This window comes from Modicisalibacter sp., assembly GCF_055145905.1.
Genome location: NZ_JBSREH010000010.1, coordinates 1 through 21,600, shown reverse-complemented (window position 1 = coordinate 21,600; position 21,600 = coordinate 1). Strand labels below are relative to the sequence as shown.

General features: G+C 64.8%; 21 protein-coding genes and 1 pseudogene. 13 read left to right on the top strand and 9 right to left on the bottom strand.

Features of this window, described 5'->3' with window-relative positions; all coding sequences use genetic code 11:
• Window positions 1-16: 16 nt before the first annotated feature.
• Window positions 17-649: a peroxiredoxin gene (locus tag ACTCB7_RS04405; RefSeq protein ID WP_152478303.1), complete on the bottom strand. Its 633-nt coding sequence runs from the start codon at window positions 647-649 to the stop codon at window positions 17-19.
• 221 nt (window positions 650-870) lie between these two features.
• Between ACTCB7_RS04405 and ACTCB7_RS04400 the strand changes: the two genes are divergently transcribed.
• Window positions 871-1,593, top strand: a complete 723-nt coding sequence (locus ACTCB7_RS04400; protein WP_224420028.1) for a cytochrome c biogenesis CcdA family protein — start codon at window positions 871-873, stop codon at window positions 1,591-1,593.
• A 157-nt stretch (window positions 1,594-1,750) separates the two neighbouring features.
• Here ACTCB7_RS04400 and cadR read toward each other — a convergent pair whose 3' ends face one another.
• Window positions 1,751-2,185 (bottom strand): Cd(II)/Pb(II)-responsive transcriptional regulator, encoded by a 435-nt coding sequence (gene cadR / locus ACTCB7_RS04395; protein ID WP_152478302.1) that lies wholly within the window; start codon window positions 2,183-2,185, stop codon window positions 1,751-1,753.
• A 98-nt stretch (window positions 2,186-2,283) separates the two neighbouring features.
• Between cadR and ACTCB7_RS04390 the strand changes: the two genes are divergently transcribed.
• From ACTCB7_RS04390 to ACTCB7_RS04370, 5 genes and pseudogenes are all read left to right on the top strand, one after another.
• A complete protein-coding gene (locus ACTCB7_RS04390; RefSeq protein WP_463005686.1) occupies window positions 2,284-3,180 on the top strand; it encodes a cation efflux transmembrane domain-containing protein in 897 nt (298 codons plus the stop codon).
• A 142-nt stretch (window positions 3,181-3,322) separates the two neighbouring features.
• Window positions 3,323-4,084 (top strand): ZIP family metal transporter, encoded by a 762-nt coding sequence (locus ACTCB7_RS04385; RefSeq protein WP_009686175.1) that lies wholly within the window; start codon window positions 3,323-3,325, stop codon window positions 4,082-4,084.
• A 294-nt stretch (window positions 4,085-4,378) separates the two neighbouring features.
• Complete coding sequence (gene lnt / locus ACTCB7_RS04380; protein WP_463005685.1) at window positions 4,379-5,818, top strand: apolipoprotein N-acyltransferase; 1,440 nt, start codon at window positions 4,379-4,381, stop codon at window positions 5,816-5,818.
• Between the two features lie 53 nt (window positions 5,819-5,871).
• Window positions 5,872-6,393 carry a signal peptidase II gene (gene lspA, locus ACTCB7_RS04375; protein ID WP_008930575.1) on the top strand — a complete coding sequence of 174 codons (522 nt, stop codon included), beginning with the start codon at window positions 5,872-5,874 and terminating at the stop codon, window positions 6,391-6,393.
• A 128-nt stretch (window positions 6,394-6,521) separates the two neighbouring features.
• A pseudogene (locus ACTCB7_RS04370) lies at window positions 6,522-7,332 on the top strand (ISL3 family transposase); the annotation flags it as partial.
• A 25-nt stretch (window positions 7,333-7,357) separates the two neighbouring features.
• Here the strand turns inward: ACTCB7_RS04370 and ACTCB7_RS04365 are convergent.
• The 5 genes from ACTCB7_RS04365 to ACTCB7_RS04345 all read right to left on the bottom strand — a co-directional run bounded on the left by ACTCB7_RS04365 (window position 7,358) and on the right by ACTCB7_RS04345 (window position 9,899).
• Entirely contained in the window at window positions 7,358-7,765 is a 408-nt protein-coding gene (locus ACTCB7_RS04365) for a hypothetical protein (protein ID WP_224420025.1), read from the bottom strand.
• Window positions 7,766-7,776: 11 nt separating this feature from the next.
• Complete coding sequence (locus tag ACTCB7_RS04360) at window positions 7,777-8,142, bottom strand: hypothetical protein (RefSeq protein ID WP_224420024.1); 366 nt, start codon at window positions 8,140-8,142, stop codon at window positions 7,777-7,779.
• 151 nt (window positions 8,143-8,293) lie between these two features.
• Window positions 8,294-8,644: an AzlD domain-containing protein gene (locus ACTCB7_RS04355; RefSeq protein ID WP_224420023.1), complete on the bottom strand. Its 351-nt coding sequence runs from the start codon at window positions 8,642-8,644 to the stop codon at window positions 8,294-8,296.
• Window positions 8,641-9,375, bottom strand: coding sequence for an AzlC family ABC transporter permease (locus ACTCB7_RS04350; protein ID WP_224420022.1), 735 nt, complete (start codon window positions 9,373-9,375; stop codon window positions 8,641-8,643). The genes ACTCB7_RS04355 and ACTCB7_RS04350 overlap by 4 nt, the downstream gene beginning before the upstream one ends.
• Window positions 9,372-9,899: an XRE family transcriptional regulator gene (locus tag ACTCB7_RS04345; protein ID WP_224420021.1), complete on the bottom strand. Its 528-nt coding sequence runs from the start codon at window positions 9,897-9,899 to the stop codon at window positions 9,372-9,374. The genes ACTCB7_RS04350 and ACTCB7_RS04345 overlap by 4 nt, the downstream gene beginning before the upstream one ends.
• A 288-nt stretch (window positions 9,900-10,187) precedes the next feature.
• On the opposite strand from ACTCB7_RS04345, the gene ACTCB7_RS04340 reads away from it, so the two are divergent.
• From ACTCB7_RS04340 to etfB, 6 genes are all read left to right on the top strand, one after another.
• Window positions 10,188-11,165 carry a dipeptidase gene (locus tag ACTCB7_RS04340; RefSeq protein WP_463005684.1) on the top strand — a complete coding sequence of 326 codons (978 nt, stop codon included), beginning with the start codon at window positions 10,188-10,190 and terminating at the stop codon, window positions 11,163-11,165.
• Between the two features lie 164 nt (window positions 11,166-11,329).
• Window positions 11,330-11,875: a DUF5943 domain-containing protein gene (locus ACTCB7_RS04335; protein WP_463005683.1), complete on the top strand. Its 546-nt coding sequence runs from the start codon at window positions 11,330-11,332 to the stop codon at window positions 11,873-11,875.
• 10 nt (window positions 11,876-11,885) lie between these two features.
• On the top strand, window positions 11,886-13,970 hold the full coding sequence (gene dgcA, locus ACTCB7_RS04330; protein ID WP_463005682.1) for a dimethylglycine demethylation protein DgcA: 2,085 nt from the start codon (window positions 11,886-11,888) through the stop codon (window positions 13,968-13,970).
• Between the two features lie 264 nt (window positions 13,971-14,234).
• Window positions 14,235-16,205 carry a (Fe-S)-binding protein gene (locus ACTCB7_RS04325; RefSeq protein ID WP_463005681.1) on the top strand — a complete coding sequence of 657 codons (1,971 nt, stop codon included), beginning with the start codon at window positions 14,235-14,237 and terminating at the stop codon, window positions 16,203-16,205.
• A complete protein-coding gene (gene etfA / locus ACTCB7_RS04320; protein ID WP_463005680.1) occupies window positions 16,202-17,485 on the top strand; it encodes an electron transfer flavoprotein subunit alpha in 1,284 nt (427 codons plus the stop codon). Before ACTCB7_RS04325 ends, etfA begins: the two co-directional genes overlap by 4 nt.
• Window positions 17,475-18,293 (top strand): electron transfer flavoprotein subunit beta, encoded by an 819-nt coding sequence (gene etfB, locus ACTCB7_RS04315; RefSeq protein WP_463005679.1) that lies wholly within the window; start codon window positions 17,475-17,477, stop codon window positions 18,291-18,293. Before etfA ends, etfB begins: the two co-directional genes overlap by 11 nt.
• Here etfB and ACTCB7_RS04310 read toward each other — a convergent pair.
• On the bottom strand, window positions 18,288-19,277 hold the full coding sequence (locus ACTCB7_RS04310) for a lipid A deacylase LpxR family protein (protein WP_463005678.1): 990 nt from the start codon (window positions 19,275-19,277) through the stop codon (window positions 18,288-18,290). The two genes, etfB and ACTCB7_RS04310, sit on opposite strands and share 6 nt — an antisense overlap.
• Window positions 19,278-19,434: 157 nt before the next feature.
• Window positions 19,435-20,208 (bottom strand): EAL domain-containing protein, encoded by a 774-nt coding sequence (locus tag ACTCB7_RS04305; RefSeq protein WP_463005677.1) that lies wholly within the window; start codon window positions 20,206-20,208, stop codon window positions 19,435-19,437.
• A gap of 499 nt (window positions 20,209-20,707) precedes the next feature.
• On the opposite strand from ACTCB7_RS04305, the gene dctP reads away from it, so the two are divergent.
• Window positions 20,708-21,600: TRAP transporter substrate-binding protein DctP (gene dctP, locus ACTCB7_RS04300; protein ID WP_463005676.1), on the top strand; the 893-nt coding region annotated here is incomplete at its 3' end.

Here is a 21,600-nt window from a genome sequence, read left to right as displayed (position 1 = left end):
CAAAGGATTCCGCTAGTTATTTAGGCTGTCGCACAACACGCAGATACGGTGTCTTCTCGTCCCAGCCTTCGGGAAAGCGCTCTTTGGCTTCATCACTCGATAGTGAAGGGGAGATAATGACGTCCTCACCGCTCTGCCAATCCACGGGGGTCGCCACCTTGTGCGTGTCGGTCAGCTGAAGCGAGTCGATAACCCGTAGGATCTCGTCGACGTTGCGCCCGGTACTCGGCGGATAGGTCAGCATCAGGCGTATCTTCTTGCTGGGGTCGATGATGAAAACGGTGCGTACCGTCACCTTGGGATCGGCTTTGGGATGAATCATCCCGTACAGCTCAGCGACCACCTGATCGTCGTCGGCCAGCAACGGGTAGTTCAGCGCCGCACCCTGGGTGGTCTCGATATCCTTGGCCCAGCCGGTATGCGAATCCAGCGGATCGACGGACACACCGATCAGCTTGGCGCCACGCTTGTCGAACTCACTTTTGCGCTTGGCAAACGCGCCAAGCTCTGTCGTGCAGACAGGCGTATAGTCGGCCGGGTGAGAAAATAGCACGGCCCAGCTATCACCAAGCCATTCGTGGAAGCTGACGGTGCCTTCCGTTGATTCGACCGTGAAATCGGGGGCTGTCTCTCCAAGTTGCAATGCCATCACGCTATCCTCAGGTTAGATATTTGGAAGATGCAGCTTAAACGCTAATCCTTATACCCACCATAAGGTCAAGCCTCTTTTGAAAAGGCTACAGCCCAGCAGTCTGGCGTGTAGCTAATCAAACGATGTGCTTGCCTTAGGGCCAGATTAGGGTTTTAGAATCAAGGGCTGGACTCAGCCGGCCGACTCATGGCCCTCACTACCTCAGGAAGCGATAGCCCTTGGAATCTCTCTCTTCTATCGGTCTGATTGGCGCGTTTGCAGGTGGCTTGATCTCCTTCTTCTCGCCCTGCACGTTGCCGCTCTTGCCGGGCTACCTTTCCGTCGTCACGGGCGGCAGCGTCAACAAACGGGACAAGAAAATCGAGGCGCTGATACTGAGCGTTTTCTTTGTGACTGGCTTCACACTGGTATTCATCATCCTGGGGCTAGGTGCCAGCTCACTCAGTCAGCTCCTGCGAGGCTACCGTCAGGAGCTCAACTGGATCACAGGCTCGGTGGTCATCCTGCTAGGGGTCTTCATGACCGGCCTGTTCAACGTCCCGATCTTTCAGCGTACCTTACAATTCAATCCTCGTTTTCAGGGCGGATCGCCGCTGTCGGCCACGGCCTTCGGCGTATCGTTCGCCATTGGCTGGACGCCCTGTATCGGCCCCATCCTCGGTGCGATTCTGATGGCTACCTCCAATGCCGCCAGTGCACAGCATGGAATGATCTATCTGAGCGTGTACTCCGCCGGGTTGGCGTTGCCCTTTCTGGCGAGTACGCTCTGCGTCAACAGCCTCAGCCGCCATAGCAAAAAGCTTGGCAGGTGGAGCGCCTACACCCGGCCGGTCGCCGGTATAATCCTGATTCTCATGGGCATCGCCATCGTCTCGGGCACCATGACACGGCTCTCCAGCTTCATGATCGGCCTGTTTCCCTCCCTGGCGACGCTGGGATAAGCGGGAATAGCGAAGCATGGCGGAAGCGAAACGTCTGACAGGGCGATACTGCGGTTGCAGCAGTAACCCAAGCTCGCATGCCGAGAAGCGCAATGAGTCGCCGCGACCAACACACCATGCATTCACAATGTCGCTGCAAGGTCCGGCGTGTCTCTGCTCAGCGCTTATTGCCTGAGCCAGCCCTACATAGTTGTTGTTTGCTCTCCTCGCTGATACCCGCCAGGATGCCGCAGGCACTGATTTCTCGTCCATCATTGCAACTCGCCCTCAGGGCAACGAGCTGTTTCTCAAGCGTCTGCAGTGCGGTTATCTGCGACCGCACATGAGAGATGTGGTCATCGAGCATGGCGTTGACGGCGGTACAAGGCTGGTGAGGGCCGTCCTGATAGCTCTGTAGCTCGCGAATCTCTGCCAGTGACAGGTCCAGGATTCGGCAGCGACGGATAAAGGCAAGCTGCTCGATATGCCGCTTCGTGTAGATACGGTAACCATTCTCCTGCCGGTCTGGCAATGGCAACAGGCCCCGCTGCTCGTAGAAGCGGATCGTCTGGGGGTCGACACCCGCTATCTGTGCTAACTGACCAATGCGCATCAGGCTTTCTCCTCAACGAATCATCTGTCCCATTGACCTTATGGTGGCTATATGGTTTTTAATACTAGCAATCTATGTTGGTTAACTGGAGCCGTATCGTGAGTAAATCCTGTGATGGCCCATGTGGCTGCGATGCAACGCCTGCAGCGGATACCGATATGCCGGTCTCTTCCGAAGCGTCAGGGGAATGGGTCAGCGTGTATGCCGTGCCGAAGATGGATTGCCCCTCAGAAGAACGGATGATCCGCTTGGCGCTGAACGGCTTTGATGAGATTCGAACGCTGTCCTTCGACTTGTCGAACCGTCGGTTGGAGGTCGTGCATGACGGCGAGGCTGAGCCCATTACCGCGAAACTAGCGACCTTGGGGCTAGGCGCCTCTCTTCAGGAAACCGTCATTGCCGACCCAGAGACAATCAGGGCCGCTGAGAGCTCGGCGGCTTCTGCCGCGCAAGAGTCCGGCACCCTGCGTTGGTTACTCGGTATCAATGCCGTCCTGTTCGTGGTGGAAATGACGACCGGCCTGATCGCGCACTCCACCGGCCTGATTGGAGAATCCCTGGACAATTTTGCCGATGCGGCCGTGTACGGGCTCGCCCTGTATGCCGTAGGGCACAGTGCGAAGATGCAGGTGCGTGCCGCGCATCTGGCAGGGGTACTGCAACTGATTTTGGCTATCGGCGTACTCGTCGAGGTGGTGCGACGCTTTGTTTTCGGTAGTGAGCCTGAATCGCTGATGATGATGGCGATTGCATTCGTCGCACTGATTGCCAATACCACCTGCCTGCTGATGATATCCAAGCATCGCGAGGGCGGTGCGCATATGAAGGCAAGCTGGATATTCTCGGCCAACGACGTGGTGATCAACATGGGCGTCATCGCCGCAGGCGCCCTGGTGGCGTGGACCGGATCCAATTATCCGGATCTGATTATCGGTACCATCGTGGGCCTGATCGTCCTCAACGGCGCTCGGCGCATCCTGGCGCTCAAGGGGTGAGGCTGCACGGTACGCAGCTATCGATGCCTGGGACACTTGATCGAAGTGGCTGTACAAGCGCGCTAGGCCTGAACGACAGCATATAGCGCGAAGGCTCGGAGCCAGCAAGGTAGCGTATCTAGGAATCAACCAAGGAAGGAAGATGATGGATAGTATCTGGCTGGTACTCGGCCTGGCGCTGTTGCCCGCCTTAGGCAATTTTAGTGGTGGGCTCGCTGCGGAGGCCTCCCGAACTACCGGGCGCCGTCTCAATTACGCCCTTCACGGCGCTGCCGGCCTCGTCATTGCGGTGGTGGCGGTTGAAATCATGCCGCGCGTGCTAGAGAACCTCTCAGCCTGGGTAATCGCCCTCGCTTTCGCGCTGGGCGGCATTGCTTACGTAGGTATCGAGAAGCTCGTTGAGAGTCTCCAGAAGCGACAAGGCCAGCAGGGAGAAGGCGGTCAGACGAGTGTCTGGATGATCTATATCGCCGTATCCATCGACCTGTTCAGCGATGGCCTCCTGATCGGGGCGGGGTCGGCGGTCTCACCGTCGGTCGCGATAATCCTGGCGGCGGGTCAGGTTCTCGCCGATGTTCCTGAGGGCTTTGCGACGATCGCCACCATGAAAGATAAAGGAATCCCTCGTAGCAAGCGGATACTGCTCTCTGCTTCCTTCGCGATTCCTGTGCTCTCGGCAGCCGTCTTTGCTTACTTCGTACTCAGGAACCAGCCGGAGGCATTTAAGCTAGCGGCACTGACGTTCACGGCAGGCCTTCTCACGGTCGCTGCCATCGAAGATATGGTCTCCGAGGCTCACGAGAGCGGTGACGATACGCACATCTCACCGCTGGCTTTCATAGGCGGCTTCGTCCTGTTCGTTCTGGTATCAGCGGGCTTGGAAGGGGTGGTATCGCAAAGCTAACGTACTGCTCCCCAACACAGCCACTGTCGTGCTGGCCGAATACGAAGCAGCTCCCAGCTTACGGCGCACCTAGTCGAGTCCAGAAACATTCACTTTGCCACCCTGGCCAGCCGGCCGAATGAATTGACGCAGCTTGATTAAGCGGAGCAAGAAAGCATGAGCCACAGGGTTGATCCTGGATTCGGAGGCGAGAGAGCATTGGGTGATAAGTGCGCGCTACCCTCTAGCCTATACACGGGCGTGCGCTATAAGCCGCTTCTGACAGGGGGGATGGCTCTACTTGCTGGAGGCGCCATGCCGCTTGCCTTTGCCCCTGTGGGCTGGGCATGGCTTGCGGTGATCGCTCTGGCAACATTTTTTGTCCTGACCGCGCAGTCTTCAAGGCGTCAGGCGCTGTGGTCGGCCTACCTCTTTGGCCTTGGCTACTTCGGCGTGGGTGTCTCCTGGGTCTTTATCAGCATTAGCCAGTACGGCAATGGCCCCGTGGTGGCGGTGTTAGTCACGGCGGCCTTTGTCTCGCTGCTCGCCCTCTTTCCATGGGGCGTCGCGTACCTCGTGCGCTGCCTGCGCCCTGAGATGGATGCAATGGCACTCTGGCTAGGGCTACCTGCGGCATGGGTGCTGAGTGAATGGATGCGCACCTGGTTCTTGACCGGCTTTCCCTGGCTCTTCATTGGCTACAGCCAGACCGACACCACACTTGCCACTATCGCTCCCGTCTTTGGCGTGCTTGGCGTGAGTTTACTGGTGGCACTTCTCGCTGGCGGGCTTGCCTGGGTTGTCCAGGGGCCAAGCCTGCGCCGTGCTGCGGTAGTCGGTGCCGTGTTAGTCGCTACCCTCGCCGGCTTGCAACTGCTGGATCGTGAATGGACGCAGCCAGCCGCTGACCCGATCGATGTCGTCCTCTTGCAAGGAAACATCGCGCAAGACAAGAAATGGGACCCGAGATACCGGGACATCACACTTGAGCGCTATCAGGCGCTTACCGCGCAGCATCTCGGAGCCGATATCGTGATCTGGCCAGAAGCGGCAATCCCGATGTGGCATGACCAGGCCAAAGCATATCTTGCTGAGCTTGAGGCGTTAGCCGATCAGGCAGGCACATCGTTAATGATTGGCGTCCCGGTACGCGAGGCGGAGGGCCGTACCTACAACGCCGTGGTAAGCCTCTCCGATCCCTCAGGCTTCTACTACAAACGCCACCTGGTGCCCTTCGGTGAATATGTTCCGTTTCGGGATCTTTTGGGGTCGGCCCTCGACGTGCTCGGGGCGCCCATGTCCGACTTCACACCGGGACGGGAAGCGCACGTCCTGAATGCAGCAGGGGTGCCCGTAGGGGCACTCATCTGCTACGAGGCGGTCTTTGGTGCCGAAGTCACTGAGCTTCTGCCCGAAGCGCAGTTACTGGTGAATGTCAGCAACGATGCCTGGTTCGGCAGCTCGCTCGGCCCCCTCCAGCATTTCCAGATGGCACGCATGCGTGCCATCGAAACCGGACGTGACCTTCTTCGAGCCACGAACACCGGTATCACAGCAGCCATCAATCATGAGGGCAAAGTGCTCAAGCGTGCTCCGCAGTTCGAAGTGGCCACCCTCAGCGCCGAAGTGACACCGCGAACTGGCGCGTCCCCTTATGTGCGCTGGCGGGATTGGCCTGTCCTTGGCCTGACCGCACTCGGACTCGGCCTGCTCCTGCTCCGTCGAATTCGTCGGCATCATCGGTTGGGTACATGACGCTTGTTATTTAGCAGCGAGCAAATTCTAGATTGGGTCAGGAGGAAGGGGATATGTCTACTTATGGCAGTCGGCTCGCAGAGAAAGCCCACGAGCCGGGAAAGGCGATGCGCTGGCTGTGGCTCTCGCTCCTGTTACTGTTTGTCGATCAGGCGAGCAAGTACCTTGCCAGCACCATGCTAGCGCATGGTGAAAGCGTGCCTGCCGCACCCTTCTTCAATTGGGTCCACCGCCACAATACGGGGGCGGCCTTCAGCTTTCTCGCGGATGTCGGCGGTTGGCAGCAGCCGCTTTTCATCGGACTGGCCCTGGTTATCTCGATATTACTGGTGTACTGGCTTTGGCGTTCACCACGCGTACTGAGTTATCGGCTCGCCCTCAGTGCGATCCTCGGCGGCGCGTTGGGCAATGTCGCAGATCGCTTGCGGTTAGGCTACGTAGAGGATTTTCTCGATTTTCACTATGCCCAGTGGCACTGGCCATCGTTCAACCTAGCGGACGTATGGATCTTCCTCGGTGTCGCCCTCTTTATTTGGGCGGAAATACGACATCAACCAGGCAGCCGCCGCCGCTGAATCGCCTAGCGTCTTCGCTATCGCATGCTTGACTTCCGGAATAGGCGCGTCCTGGGCCTTGATAAGGCGGCACGCCTTCATGAGCCAGCTGTACGTTCCTGATGCACGACTGCTGCCAAGGGCTCTGCTGCATCCTAACCAATCTGGAAGAGCGCACCCTGCTGGACCTGCTACCCGGTCGTCAGCAAGAGAGGGTGACAAGACGCCTCATGAGCATGGCCAACCGCCACCAGGTCGAGATCGTCAGCATGGACATGTGGAAGCCCTACCGCCGCGCCTTCCAGACGGTGCTGCCACAGGCCCGTATCGTGGTCGATAAGTTCCACGTCGTGCGCATGGCCAACGAGGCCTTAGAGAAGATCCGCAAAGGCCTAAGGAAGGAGTTGAAGCCCAATCAGCGCCGGACCCTCAAAGGTGACCGGAAAATCCTGCTGAAGCGCGCTCACGACGTTTCAGACCGCGAACGGCTCATCATGGAGACCTGGACAGGAGCATTCCCCCCAGCTCTTGGCGGCTTACGAGCACAAGGAGCGCTTCTACCATATCTGGGACTGTACCAATCGGCGTGGTGCCGAACAGGCTCTCGCCACCTGGATTGACAACATCCCTCAGGGGCAGAAGGAGGTTTGGAAGGATCTCGTCAGCGCCGTCAGTGGCTGGCGTGAAGAGATGCTGACCTACTTTGAGACCGACATCCCGATCACCAACGCTTTCACGTAGTCGATAAACCGCCTAGCCAAGGACAAAAACCGTGATGGCCGGGGCTATTCGTTCGAGGTAATGCGAGCCCGGATGCTCTATACCACCAAGCACAAGAAGAAGGCGCCACAAGTCAAGGAATCCCCGTTTCTGGGCAGAGCCACCATGACCTACAACATGGGACTCCCCGAGCCTGAGAAGAACTTCGGTGTCGATCTATCAACCTTCTGGAAGGACTAAGGGTTGGATGGGGCTGGAAGGCCCATCAACCACTTAATCCGGATACCCGGATTTCCCAGACCTTCTCGAGATCACCGACGTTATCGGCCGTGATCTGATCGAGCGGGCTGTACTTCTGCGCATTGAGCTGGCCGTGGAAGCTGTCCCAAGTCGGCTTTTCGGGGACCAGCGGAATCGGTGGGCCGACGGATTCGTCGGCCTGAGCGTTCGATGCCTGCCCGCTGGCCTGGTCTTGTGCGGTGGCGGCCTGATCCGGGTTGGCGGTTTGCTCTTGGGAGTCGGATGCCTGGGTGCCGGTCCGCGCCTGGTCCTGGCTGGTGGTCTGTTCCTGGGCGGTGGACTGCTCCTGAGCCGAGGCCGTCAGGGGAACCACGGAAAGCGTCAGGGCGGTGGCCGTGACGAGACGCGGCAAGGCGAATCGGGTGGTCAACATGGCGCGGCTCCTCAGGCGTGGGTGGGGCGAGTGGTACGGGGCGGGCGGATCATGTCGATGATCAGCCCGACGAGACCCACTACCATGGCGATGGCGACCCACCATTGATGCAGCAGGAGGCCGGCGAAGAAGGTGCCGGCAAGGCCCAGCAGGATCAGCACGCGCAGCGCGATGCGGGCTCCGCGCCCCGGTACGGCAGCGAGCCCGATTGCCAGGATGGCGAGCACGATACAGGCCAGAATGGCGACCATGGCGCCCAGCGTGCCGTTGACGCCGGTCAGCGGGGTGAAATAGGCATAGAGGGCGAAGGCGAGCCCGACGAGCGAGGCCAGCAGCAGCAGGATGGCCCCCGTTCGGGACACAAGAGGTTGCGACATGTCGTTTCTCTCTCCTTGGGAAACCGAATGACGATGTGAGGCGTCCTGTCCGACAAAAGATCGTTAGTCGGTAAACGATGAGCCCGTGATGTTAGCAGAAAGCCGTGCTCCGTTTTCAGGGGTAGTCTCCGGGACCGGCGCGAACCAGCAGTCACCCGGCTATCCGGACCGCGACCACCACCAGGCCGAAGGTGGCGACACCGACGATCACCGGCCATCCCAGGGTGCGGGTGCGTCGCCACACGATCAGGGTAGCGCCGATACCCACCAGTGTCGCGCACCAGCCGACGGAATCCTGTCGCTGCGGGATCAGCGATACGCCGAACAGGGCGGCGATCATCAGCGGCCCCAGCAGGCGCAGCCAGGGGGGCAGGGTGTTGCTGCCCTCGCCGTCGTTGGTGGAGCGATGCAGGCGGCGGCGCATCCAGAGTAGCGGCAACAGGCGCAGGGCCAGGGTACCCAGGGCGGCGATCACCACCGCCAGCCACATCGACGCACTCATGAGGCCGCCTCGCCATCACCGCCTGGACGGTTGCCGATGGCATAGAAACCCAGCGCGCCGGCGGCGGCGGCCAGCGGAATGCTGACGTTGGCGAATCCGCCGAGCGCCAGGACGAGCGCCGCCGCCATGCTGATACCCAACGCCAGCGACCAGCGCAGCGACGTGAAGTGGGGCGCCAACAGCACCAGAAACAGCGCCGGCAGGGCGAACGGCATCACCTCGCCGAGCAGCGGCCAGCGGCGGGTCAGCCACTCGCCGGCCACCGCACCGAGTACGCTGCCGGCGATCCAGCTCAGCCAGGCCAGCCCGGCGGCACCGCTGAACCAGCCGAGGCGTCGTTCCGGCGCTATCTGCGGCAGGCGGGTATGCGCCAGCGCGAAGATCTGGTCGGTCAGGCCGTGCATTAGCCAGGGCCACCAGCGGCTGCGGGTCAGCCAGGGTGCCAGGTTGGGGGCATAGACCAGATGGCGGATATTGATCAGCAGCGTCATGGCCACCGTCAGCCACAATGGCGCGCCGGCGGCGGCCATGCCGACGAACAGGAACTGCGAGGCGCCGGCGTAGATCAGTGTCGAGATCGCCGCGACCTCAGTGGTCGAGAAGCCGGCCTGGGTGGCGACGAGGCCGAACGAGACTGCCACCGGCACGTAGCCGCCGAGCAGTGGCAATGCCTCGCGCAGGCCAGTCAGCCAGGCCGGGGGCTGGCGGTGGACCGGGGTATTATCGGTCATCCGTGTTCCCCTCCGCCGTAGACGATGGTCAGCAGACAGGTCGCGGCGGTGTCGCCGGTACGGTAGGCGTGCGGTCGATCGGCGGCGAAGGCGTACTGGTCGCCGACGGCCAGTGCCTGCATCGCCTCGAGCGGGCCGGCCTCCAGCGCACCGCTGATCAGGCTCAGGTACTCCCGGGTGCCTGGCGAATGCGCTTCGGCGCGGCGACAGGTGTGCGGTTCGCAGCGCATCCAGTAGGCATCCACGGCCGGCGCGTCGTGCCCCTGGTCGATCAGTTGCACGGTAACGCCGTCCTCGCCGAGCGTGGCGGTGATCGGTGCGACCAGAGCGCCGAAGGGCACCTCGAGCCGTATCGCCAGGCGCCAAAGGGTATCCAGCGTGGGGTTGCCATCGCCCTGCTCGAGGCGCGACAGGTTCGACTTGGCGATACCCGCCCGCTCCGCCAGATGCGACAGCGACCAGCCGCGGGTGCGACGCAACGTCTGTAGATGGCGTCCCAGAGTAGTCAGTGACGGATTGTCCATGAACGGTCGATGTCTCCAGAAGATGTTCTATATAAAGAACGTTCTATAAAAGGAACGACGTGTCGTCAACCCGCGAAGCTGTTACGGCACCCTGACACGCTGCCCGGGGCCGGCATGGCCGGTTCGGGGAGCTAGGCATGGCGCCGTTGGCCGGGACGTCAAATCGGATAGCGTCGTATTCGCGACACCCATGACGCTTTTGGAATTTCCCCCGTCGCTTCCAAGCGCCGGGCGCCCCGGGGGCAAGGCTATTCTGCGGCCATGACGCCAACCCCATCGGAGCCGACCATGACCCCGCAAGCCCTGCACGACGACGCCATCGTCATCGACGGTCTCATCATCGCCAAGTGGAACCGCGAGCTGTTCGAGGACATGCGCAAGGGCGGCCTTACCGCCGCCAACTGCACCGTGTCCGTCTGGGAGGGCTTCCAGGCCACCGTCGACAACATCGTCAGGACCAATGCCCTGATGGCCGAGTCCCGCGACCTGGTTCGGCCCGTGCGCACCACCGCCGACATCACCCGGGCCAAGGAAGAGGGCAAGACCGGCATCATCTACGGCTTCCAGAATGCCCATGCCTTCGAGGACCAGATCGGCTACGTCGAGGTCTTCAAGCAGCTCGGCGTGGGCATCGTGCAGATGTGCTACAACACCCAGAATCTGGTCGGCACCGGCTGCTACGAGCGTGACGGCGGCCTCTCCGGCTTCGGCCACGAGATCGTCGCCGAGATGAACCGCGTGGGCATCATGTGCGATCTGTCCCATGTCGGCGAGAAAACATCCCGCGAGGTGATCGAGGCCTCCGAGAAGCCGGTCTGCTACTCCCACTGCCTGCCCGCCGGCCTCAAGGAGCATCCGCGCAACAAGTCCGACGAGGAACTGCGCTTCATCGCCGAGCATGGCGGTTTCGTCGGCGTGACCATGTTCACGCCCTTCCTGCGCGCCGGGGTCGACGCCACCGTCGACGACTACGTCGAGGCCATCGAATACGTGATGAACATCGTCGGCGAGGATGCCATCGGCATCGGCACCGACTTCACCCAGGGCCACGGCCATGACTTCTTCGAGTGGCTGACCCACGACAAGGGCTATGCCCGGCGCCTGACCAACTTCGGCAAGATCATCAACCCCGAGGGCATCCGCACCATCGGCGAGTTCCCCAACCTCACCGAGGCGCTCTCGCGTCGCGGCTTCAGCGAGGCCCAGGTGCGCAAGATCATGGGCGAGAACTGGGTGCGGGTGCTCAGGGACGTCTGGGGACAATAAGCCACGAGCCACGAGCCACGAGCCACGAGCCACGAGCCACGAGCCACGAGCCACGAGCTGAGAGCTGAGAGCTGCGAACAATCCTGCTACCGAAGCCCGAAGCCCGAAGCCCGAAGCCCGAAGCCCGAAGGCCATAACAATCAGCAAGATTGAGGAACCCAACCGTGACCAAGACGGCCCCCGAACTGCCCATCGAGGTGGATAGCGAGACCGGCGTGTGGACCACCGATGCCCTGCCGATGCTCTACGTGCCGCGCCACTTCTTCATCAACAACCACGTCGCCGTGGAAGAGGCGCTGGGTGTCGAGACCTACGCCGACATCCTCTACCACGCCGGCTACAAGAGCGCCTGGCACTGGTGCGAGAAGGAGGCCGAGCTGCACGGCCTCGAGGGCGTGGCGGTGTTCGAGCATTACATGAAGCGCCTCTCCCAGCGTGGCTGGGGACGCTTCATCACCGAGGCGATCGACCTGGAGGCCGGCACCGCCCAGGTGCGCCTCGAGCACAGCGCCTTCGTCTATCAGCTCGGCAAGGTCAACCGCAAGGTCGAGTACATGTTCACCGGCTGGTTCGCCGGCGCCATGGACCAGATCCTCGAGGCCTGCGGAAGCGACCTGCGCACCAGCGCCGAGCAGACCCAGAGCGCCGCCGAGGAAGGCTGCGACGTCGGCCGTTTCACGGTCATTCCCCGTCATACTTTGGCAGGCTGAGGTTCCCGAGATGGCATTCGACGCCCTGTTCAAGCCGATCGAGATCGGCAATCTCACGATCCGCAATCGCGTGGTCAGCACCGCTCACGCCGAGGTCTACGCCACCGACGGCGGCATGACCACCGAGCGCTACGTCAAGTACTACGAGGAGAAGGCGAAAGGCGGCGTGGGGCTCGCCATCTGCGGCGGCTCCTCGCCGGTGTCGATCGACAGCCCGCAGGCCTGGTGGAGCTCGGTCAACGTCTCCACCGACCGGATCATTCCGCACTTCCAGAACCTGGCGGATGCCGTCCACAAGCACGGCGGCAAGATCATGATCCAGATCACCCACATGGGGCGCCGCTCGCGCTGGGACGGCTTCGACTGGCCGACCCTGCTGTCGCCGTCGGGGATCCGCGAGCCGGTCCACCGCTCGACCTGCAAGACCATCGAGGAAGAGGAGATCTGGCGCGTCATCGATGACTTCGCCCAGGGGGCGCGGCGCGTCAAGGAAGGCGGGCTCGACGGCATCGAGCTGTCCGCCGTCCACCAGCACCTGATCGACCAGTTCTGGAGCCCGCGCGTCAACAAGCGCGAGGACCAGTGGGGCGGCAGCTTCGAGAACCGCATGCGCTTCGGCATGGAGGTGCTCAAGGCGGTGCGCGCCGAGGTCGGCGACGACTTCGTGGTGGGCATGCGCATCTGCGGCGACGAGTTCCATCCGGACGGCCTGACCCACGACGACATGAAGCAGATCGCCGCCTACTACGACGCCACCGGCATGGTCGACTTCTTCGGCGTGGTCGGCTCGGGCTGCGACACGCACGACACCCTCGCCAACGTGATTCCCAACATGTCCTATCCGCCGGAGCCGTTCCTGCATCTGGCGGCGGGCATCAAGGAAGTGGTCGGTGCGCCGGTGATCCACGCCCAGAACATCAAGGATCCCAACCAGGCCAGCCGCATCCTCGAGGGCGGCTATGTCGACATGGTGGGCATGACCCGCGCGCACATCGCCGACCCGCACCTGATCGCCAAGATCAAGATGGACCAGGTCGACCAGATCAAGCAGTGTGTGGGCGCCAACTACTGCATCGACCGCCAGTACCAGGGCCTCGACGTGCTGTGCATCCAGAATGCCGCCACCTCGCGCGAGTACATGGGCCTGCCGCACATCATCGAGCCCAGCGACGGGCCGAAGCGCAAGGTCGTGGTGGTCGGGGGCGGCCCCGGCGGCATGGAGGCGGCGCGTGTCGCGGCCGAGCGCGGCCACGATGTCACCCTGTTCGAGGCCGCCGACCAGCTCGGTGGCCAGATCACCCTGGCCGCCAGGGCGCCGCAGCGCGACCAGATCGCCGGCATCACCCGCTGGTATCAGCTCGAGCTGGCACGCCTCAAAGTCGACCTGCGCCTGGGCACCCGCGCCGACGCGGCGACCATCGGCGACCTGCGCCCGGACATCGTGGTGCTCGCCACCGGCGGTCAGCCCTTCCTGTCGCAGGTGCCCGAATGGGGCTATGCCGAGGATCGCGAACAGAGCCTGGTGGTCAGCACCTGGGACATCCTCAGCGGCGCCGTGGAGCCCGGCAGGAATGTGCTGATCTTCGATTCCATCTGCGAGTTTGCCGGGGTCTCTGCGGCCGACTACCTGGCCGACAAGGGCGCCAAGGTCGAGATCGTCACCGACGACATCAAGCCCGGCGCGGCGGTGGGGGGCACCACCTTCCCGACGTACTACCGCAGCCTCTACGAGAAGGAGGTGATCATGACCTCCGACCTGGCGCTGCACAAGGTCTATCGCGAGGGCGACTCGCTGGTGGCGGTGCTCGAGAACGAGTACACCGGCGCCCAGGAGGAGCGGGTGGTCGACCAGGTGGTGGTCGAGAACGGCGTGCGGCCCGACGAGGCGCTCTACTACACGCTCAAGGAGCAGTCCCGCAACAAGGGCCAGGTCGACCTCGAGGCGCTCTACGCCATCCAGCCGCAGCCCGCGCTGGCCACGCTGGACGATGACCCGAATGCCGGCTTCGTGCTGTTCCGGCTGGGCGACTGCACGGCACCGCGCAATACGCATGCGGCGATCTATGATGCCCTGCGGATTTGCAAGGACTTTTAACTCGAGCTTGAAGCCGGAAGGGTCCTGGCCACCCAGGCCGATGGGCGCCGGGGGCAGGGTGTAGCGAGGGTCCTTTGCCATGGCCGGAAAGTGTTCCTTTCCATTCCGGCATTTCCGCCATCCATGGCGGTCAGATGGCAAAGGTAGCGTCCAGGGACGGGTTCACAGCGCCCTCGCGAAGGCCTGCCGCCGGATCAGCCCAGGGGCATGCAGGGTGGCGAAGCGAATTCCTCCGCTTATGGTTCCGAACACGAGGTGAGCGAGATGCTCGATATCCTCCTGCCGATCCTGATCTTCTCCGCTCTGGCGCTGGCGGCGATCGGCGCCGTGCGGCGCATTCGCCTGTGGCGCCAGGGGCGACCGTCGCCGGTGCCCGTTCTGGGTGGCCTGGCCGCGGTGCCGCGCCGTTACCTGGTCGACCTGCACCACGTGGTGGCGCGCGACAAGGTGATGTCCAGCACCCACGTGGCCACCGCCGGCGGCTTCGTCGCCGCCATGGCGCTGGCGATCGTCGTCCATGGCCTGGGCCTGGCCGAGGGCGTGCTGGGCTGGCTGCTGCTGGCGGCCAGCGCGACGATGTTCGTGGGCAGCCTGTTCGTCGCCCGCCGCCGGATCAACCCGCCGGCGCGGCTGTCGAAGGGTCCCTGGATGCGCCTGCCCAAGAGCCTGATGGCGTTCTCGCTGGGCATCTTCGTGGCCACCCTGCCGGCGGTGGGCGTGCTGCCCCCCGACGCCGGTGGCTGGCTGGTCGCGGTGCTGCTTGCCGCGGCGGTGGCCTGGGGGCTGGCCGAACTGGTGTTCGGCATGACCTGGGGCGGGCCGATGAAGCATGCCTTCGCCGGCGCCCTGCATCTGGCCTTTCATCGCCGGGCCGAGCGGTTCTCCACCGCGGCCGGTCCGGGACGGCGTTCCACGGGGCTCAAGGCGCTGGATCTCGACGATGCCGAGGCGCCGCTGGGCGTCGAGACGCCCGCCGACTTCACCTGGAACCAGCTGCTGGGCTTCGACGCCTGCGTGCAGTGCGGGCGCTGCGAAGCAGTCTGCCCGGCGTTCGCCGCCGGTCAGCCGCTCAATCCCAAGAAGCTGGTCCAGGACATGGTGGTGGGCATGGCGGGCGGCAGCGATGCCGCCTACGCCGGTTCGCCGTATCCCGGCAAGGCCGTCGGCGAGCACGCCGGCGACCCCCACGGGCCGATCGTCGCCCGCGAGGGCACGGCGCTGGTCGACGCCGAGACGCTGTGGTCCTGCACCACCTGCCGCGCCTGCGTCGAGGAGTGCCCGATGATGATCGAGCACGTCGATGCCATCGTCGACATGCGCCGCTTTCTGACCCTGGAACACGGCAACACGCCGAACAAGGGCGCCGAGGTACTCGACAACCTGATCGCCACCGACAATCCCGGCGGCTTCGATCCCGGTTCGCGCCTGCACTGGGCGGCGGACCTCGAGCTGCCGCTGATGGCCGAGCGCGGCGAGGCCCAGGTGCTGCTGTGGCTGGGCGACGGGGTCTTCGACATGCGCAACCAGCGCACCCTGCGGGCACTGGTCAAGGTGCTGCGTGCCGCCGGGGTCGATTTCGCGGTGCTCGGCAACGAGGAGCGCGACAGCGGCGACGTGGCGCGGCGGCTGGGCGACGAGGCGACCTTCCAGAGCCTGGCGCGCCGCAACATCGCCACCCTGGCCCAGTACCGCTTCGATCGCATCGTCACCTGCGATCCGCACAGCTTCCATGTGCTGGCCAACGAGTATGGCGAGCTGGGCGGTAACTATGAGGTCAGCCACCACAGCACCTACATCAACGAGCTGCTCGAGGCCGGCTGGCTGTCACTCAAGGCCAGCCGACTCGGCCGCGTGACCTACCACGATCCCTGCTACCTGGGCCGCTACAACGGCGAGTACGCCGCGCCGCGGGCGGTGCTCGACGCCCTTGGCGTGGAGCGGGTCGAGATGGCGCGTTCCGGCTACCGGTCGCGCTGCTGCGGCGGCGGCGGCGGCGCGCCGATCACCGACATCCCCGGCAAGCAGCGGATCCCCGACATGCGCATGAACGACGTGAGCGAGACCGGCGCCGATCTGGTCGCGGTGGGCTGCCCGCAGTGCACCGCCATGCTCGAGGGCGTGGTGGCCGAGGACCGCGCCGTGGTCAAGGATATCGCCGAGCTGGTCGCCGATGCGCTGGACGAGAGTGCGCCGGCGAAGGACCGGCGGCGTGTCACCGAGGAGGAGGCCGCATGAGCGAGATCGTTCGTCGCGATCCCCGCAAGGAGTGGATCGCCCGCAACCGTCTGCACCCCGAGCATCTCGACGTGCTCGCCGAGCTGGGCGAGGGCGCCGCGCCCAGCGAGTGGCCGGGCCCCAACGGCCGGATACGCCGCGATCCGCATGCCGTCGGCTTCACCGGCCCCAACGGCATCAAGCGCATCGATCGCAGCGGCGTGCAGCAGGGCGCCGGCCGGTCGTCGGCGGGCGACCGTGGCGACGGCCAGCCGGCCCGGCAGCGTGTCGAGATCGAGTCGCCGGCGTTCCTGGTGGCGGTGGTGCCCGACCTCGCCGGGGGCCGCCTGTCGTCCCACGACCGCGACCTGCTGGGGCTGGCCCGCCGGCTGGCCGATGCCGATCCGCAGGCCCCCGGGGCGGTGGTGGCGATCGTCTTCGGCGAGGCCCGCGAGAGCGGCTTCGCCGAGGCCGGGGTCGATCGCCTGGTCACCCTCGATGAACCGCGCCTTGCCGGCTATGCGCCCGAGGCGCGGATCGCGGCGCTGAGTGCCATCGAGGAGTCGCTGTCACCGCGCCACTGGCTGCTGCCGGACTCCGCGCTGGGCGGTGGCGAGCTTGGCCGCCGTCTGGCGGCGCGGCTGGGCGAGCGACCGGCCGCCGGACTCTGGCAGATCGAGCCGGACGCCGGCAGCGCCCTGGGCTGGCATGCCACCTGCCGCGGCGCGGCGGGCTCGCTCGACATCCGGCGCGACCTGCCGCGGGTGGCGCTGGCGCTGGCGGAGTGTGCCGAGCCGGTCAGCGAGACCGTGCATGCGGCGCGACCGCTCGCGCCGCCGGCCCTGCCGGAGGCCTTCTCGCGGGTCGAGGACCTGGGCGCGGTGGCCGTCGATCCGGCCAGCGTGGCGCTGGGCGAGGCGGAGTTCATCCTCGCCGCCGGCAACGGCATCCGCGACTGGGAGGGCTACCACCGGGCCGCCACGGCGCTCGGCGCCACCGAGGGGGCGTCGCGGGTGGCGGTGGACGACGGCTTCATGCCGCGCGACCGCCAGGTGGGCGCCACCGGCACCTGGGTGACCGCGCGGGTCTACGTGGCCGTGGGCATCAGCGGCGCCATCCAGCACCTGCAGGGGATCCAGCGCTGCGACAAGGTGGTGGCCGTCAACGTCGACCCCGGCTGCGACATGATCAAGCGGGCCGATCTGGCCGTGATCGGCGACAGCGCGGCGATTCTCGAGGCACTGGTGACGCGCGTCGAGCAGGCGCGCCAGGAAGACGGAGGCAAGCGTGATGCCGCATGAGACGACGAAGAACGCCGCCGGGGCGCTGGACGTGGCGGTGCTGGTTTCGGTCGGCCGCCACCCCGTGACCGGGCGGACCCGGCGGGCCGATCAGGATGCCCGCGCCGTGGAGGCGGCGCTGACCCTGAACAAGGCCCACGTGCGGTTGATTCATGCCGGGCGCCACGAGACCGACAGCGAGACCGCCCTGCGGGGCTATCTGGGTATGGGCTTCGAGGGCCTGACGTTGATCGAGCAGACGCGTGACGCCGATGTGCTGCCGGCGTTGACGAGCACGTTGCGCGAGGCCCCGCCGCGGTTGTTGCTCTGCGGCACCCGGGCGGAAACCGGTGAAGGCTCGGGGCTGCTGCCCTATCTGCTGGCCGAGTCGTTGGGGTGGCCGATCGTCACCGGCCTGGCCGAGATCGAGCGCATCGAGCCGGAGCATGTCACGTTGCTGCAGGCGCTGCCGCGTGGCCAGCGCCGCCGACTGCGCGTTCGCCTGCCGGCGGTGATTACCGTCGACGAGGCGGCGCCGGCGCCCCGCCAGAGCGCGTTCGGCCCGGCCCGCCGTGGCCGGCTCGTCGTCAGCGAACAGGTGTCGCGGCCCGATGCGGCGCTGGCCGGCTGGACGCTCGAGCCTGCCCGGCCGCGCCCCAAGCGGCTCAAGGTGGTCAAGGCCGCCTCGGCGCGGGATCGTTTCAAGGCGGCCGCCGCCAAGGCGGAAGGCGGTGGTGGGCAGGTGCTGACCGACGCGACGCCCGAGCAGGGCGCCGAGGCGATCGTCAAGCTGCTGCAGGACGAGGGTGTGCTGCGGCGCTTGCTATAGCCATTTCGACAGCGTGATCGACCCGAAGCGGTCGGCACTCGTTTGCGTCTCGAATTCGCGGGTGCGCCAGATGTGGGTAAGGGCGATCTGCCAGTTGTCCCAGCTGACGACGAGGCCGGCGCTCAGGTCGCCCACCCACTCGCGCCGGTCGACGCTGGGGCCATCCTTGAAGGAGTTGCCGTCGAGCAGCAGGTTGTGGGCCATGTAGCGTGCCTCGGTCCCGAGGAAACCGTACCAGCCGAAGCCGCCACCGGCCCGGAAGCCCTGGCGTCCGCCCAGGGCCGGGGCGACGCTGGGGATACCGAAGCTCTTGTCGAGACCCTCGCCGAAGCGAATCGCCCCACCGCCGCCCACGTAGTCGTAGAGGTTGCCGACCTGAAAAGAGGTGCTGGGACCGTACTCCCACTCCAGCCCGGCCAGCCGGTCCTGCCACCACCAGGCCTTGTTGCCGGCGACCCCGAGCAGCGGCTCGTTGTCGAGCTGGTGGCTCCAGCCCCTGGGGTCGTCGCTGCCGGTCATCTTGTGGACGCGGTCCTGCAGCACGGCGCCGCCCGCGGCGGGGCCCACCCAGCCGAGCTGCAGGTCGAGCATCGAGGCCTCGCGCCAGCCATCGTGTTCCTCATCGGCGAAGAACGAGACCCCGCCGAGCAGCACCCCGGCATAGGGGCGATCGTCGCCGCGTGGATGGCGGCGCCTGATGTCGTTGGGAGTGTAGATCTGATGCGCCAGGTGATAGCTGACGGCATCGACATCGTCGGCCTGCCAGCCGGGCAGCCAGTCGGCGAAGCGCCGCGACCAGTGGTCGGCCTCGGGCAGGGTGGTGCGGCTGAGCTCGACTCCGCTGGAGTAGTGGCCATCCTCGCTGGACGAGAACAGGTCGTTGCTGACCTTGAGCGAATAGAGGTCGGTCGCGGCGGCGAACGGCGAGGCGAGCAGGCCGGTACACAGCAGGGCGAGCGGCGTGACGTAGCGTGACATGAGCATGGTTTCGGCGCTTCTTTTCCAGGAGGTCTCTTGGTACCTACACCAGTGTATGTATTGATCGGGCAACTTTCCATGGCGTGCTAATTATATAAACGCTCATTGTCTTGCGACGCCTTGCCGCCAGAGCATCGCAACCCGCCGGGCGCCCCGCCGGTCGTCAGCCGCCGAGAACGGCGCTGAAGCGTTCGGCGGGGACGTTCGGAAGGCTCTCCACGGCCGGTCGGGCGAAGTGGTAGCCCTGCTGCCGGGAGATGCCCGCCTGATGGAGCCAGCGTGACTCGGCCGGGGTTTCCACACCCTCGGCAATCAGTCGGCAGTCGATGCGGTCGGCCAGGGCGACAAGCGTCTCGACCAGGGCCTGCCGGCGTGGATCGCTGTCGATACCCATCACCAGCTGGCGGTCGAGCTTGAGCGTGTCGGGGTGAAGTTCGGTGAGCAGGTCGAGATTGGCGTAGCCCGCGCCGAAATCGTCCAGCGCGGTGGAAAACCCCATCTGGCGGTAGTCGTCGACGATGCGCTTGAGGTGCTGGCGGTCGGTAACGGCCTCGCTCTCGACGATCTCGAAGTTGATTCGCTCGGTCGGCCAGGCGTGGCGCCGGGCGGCTTCCATGGTTGCCTGGATGCAGGCGGCCGGCTCGTAGACGGCGTTGGGCAGGAAGTTGATCGACAGCATGGCTTGCATTTTAAGGCGGCTGGCCAGTTCGATGGCCTTGACACGGCAGGCCTGGTCGAAGCGGTAGAGCAGCGCGTCGTTCACTTGCTGCAGGACCTGCCAGGCCGATTCGCCCTGGTTGCCGCGTACCAGGGCCTCGTAGGCCACGACGCGGCGCTCGCCGACATCGACGATGGGCTGAAAGGCCATGGTGAAATCGAACGGCAGGGGCTGGTCGCAGCGACCGCAGCGGCCCTCGACGCGTGCACAGTGGGTCATGGTAACGCTCCCTGGTGGCTACGGAGGCGGTGTCGGGCGACCGCTCGTCGTGTGCTTTTGCAAGGGTGGATAGTGGCAGATCGGATACGCGGCAGTATACCGCGCCCGGCCGGTGTGCCGCGCCCACGGTGGTCGATTGACGGGGCCGCACCGGCGCAGGCGAGATAAAAGGGGTGGTTTTGCGCCTTGTTTTGCCTCCTTGGCGACGGGGCGGGGGCAAAGGGCAACCCCGATAAGGTCGTGCTTTGGTCTAAAAGGTTGAATTGGCAGGGTAACTGGTATGACCAGAGCAGCCCGCACGGGGCGTGGCCGGCGGCGCGATAACGGGGGCGGAGCCCGTCAGCCGGGGCGTTCAGCGTTGACGACCCCGGTGGCCAGCCAACGCAACTCGGCTACTGTGAACAGCGGGACGTACTGCCGCGCCAGGCAGAACGGGTAGAACAACAAGCCATATCACCCTGCATCAGTCAGGGTGGCCTGATTCCCAGGAGACCTTGCCATGCAAGATAAAACGCCCAAGACGCCCGCTACCGAGACCTCTACGACCGATACCCTGAACGCGGCGGTATCGCAATCCACCACACGCCGCCGCTTCCTGAAAGGCGCCGCCGTGGGGTCCGCCGCCGCCGTCGCGGCCCCCTGGGTCGGCAATGTCCAGGCCCAGCAGGGAATCCAGATCCGCATGCAGTCCTCCTGGCAGCCGGGGACGACCGGGTACAAGACCTTCGAGACCTGGGCCAACAGTGTCCAGGAGCTGACGGGAGGGGAGGTGACCATCAAGCCGTTCCCGGCCGGTGCGGTCGCCGGGGCCTTCGAGGTTGCCGATGCCGTGCGCAACGGTGTGCTCGACGGCCAGAACTGGTTCACCGTCTACTGGCCCGGCAAGATGCCCGCCGGGGTGTTCCTGACCGCCTACCCGATGGGGCTGTCGATGCCGCACCAGTGGGACATCATGTTCGGTGCCTACGGCGGCTTCGGCATCGCCAAGGATCTCTATCACAAGCAGGGGCAGGAACTGCTGGGCTACGTCCACCACGACCTCAACTTGATCCACTCCAAGGTGCCGCTGAGAAGCTTCGACGACTTCAAGGGCATCAAGCTGCGCATGCCCGGCGGGATCGTCGCCGAGACCTTCGCCTCGATCGGCGCGCGGACCACGCTGCTGCCCGGTTCCGAGGTCTATCCGGCGCTGGAGAAGGGCACCATCGACGCCGCCGACTACACCGGTGCGGCGGTCAACTATGAGCTGGGCTTCTGGCAGGTGGCCAAGTACATCATCATGGGCCCGCCCTCCACACCCTGCCTGCACCAGGCCGTCGACCTGATGGACATCGCCGTCAACCGGCGCGTCTACGAGCGCATGTCGCCGCAGACCCAGGACCTCATGCACGA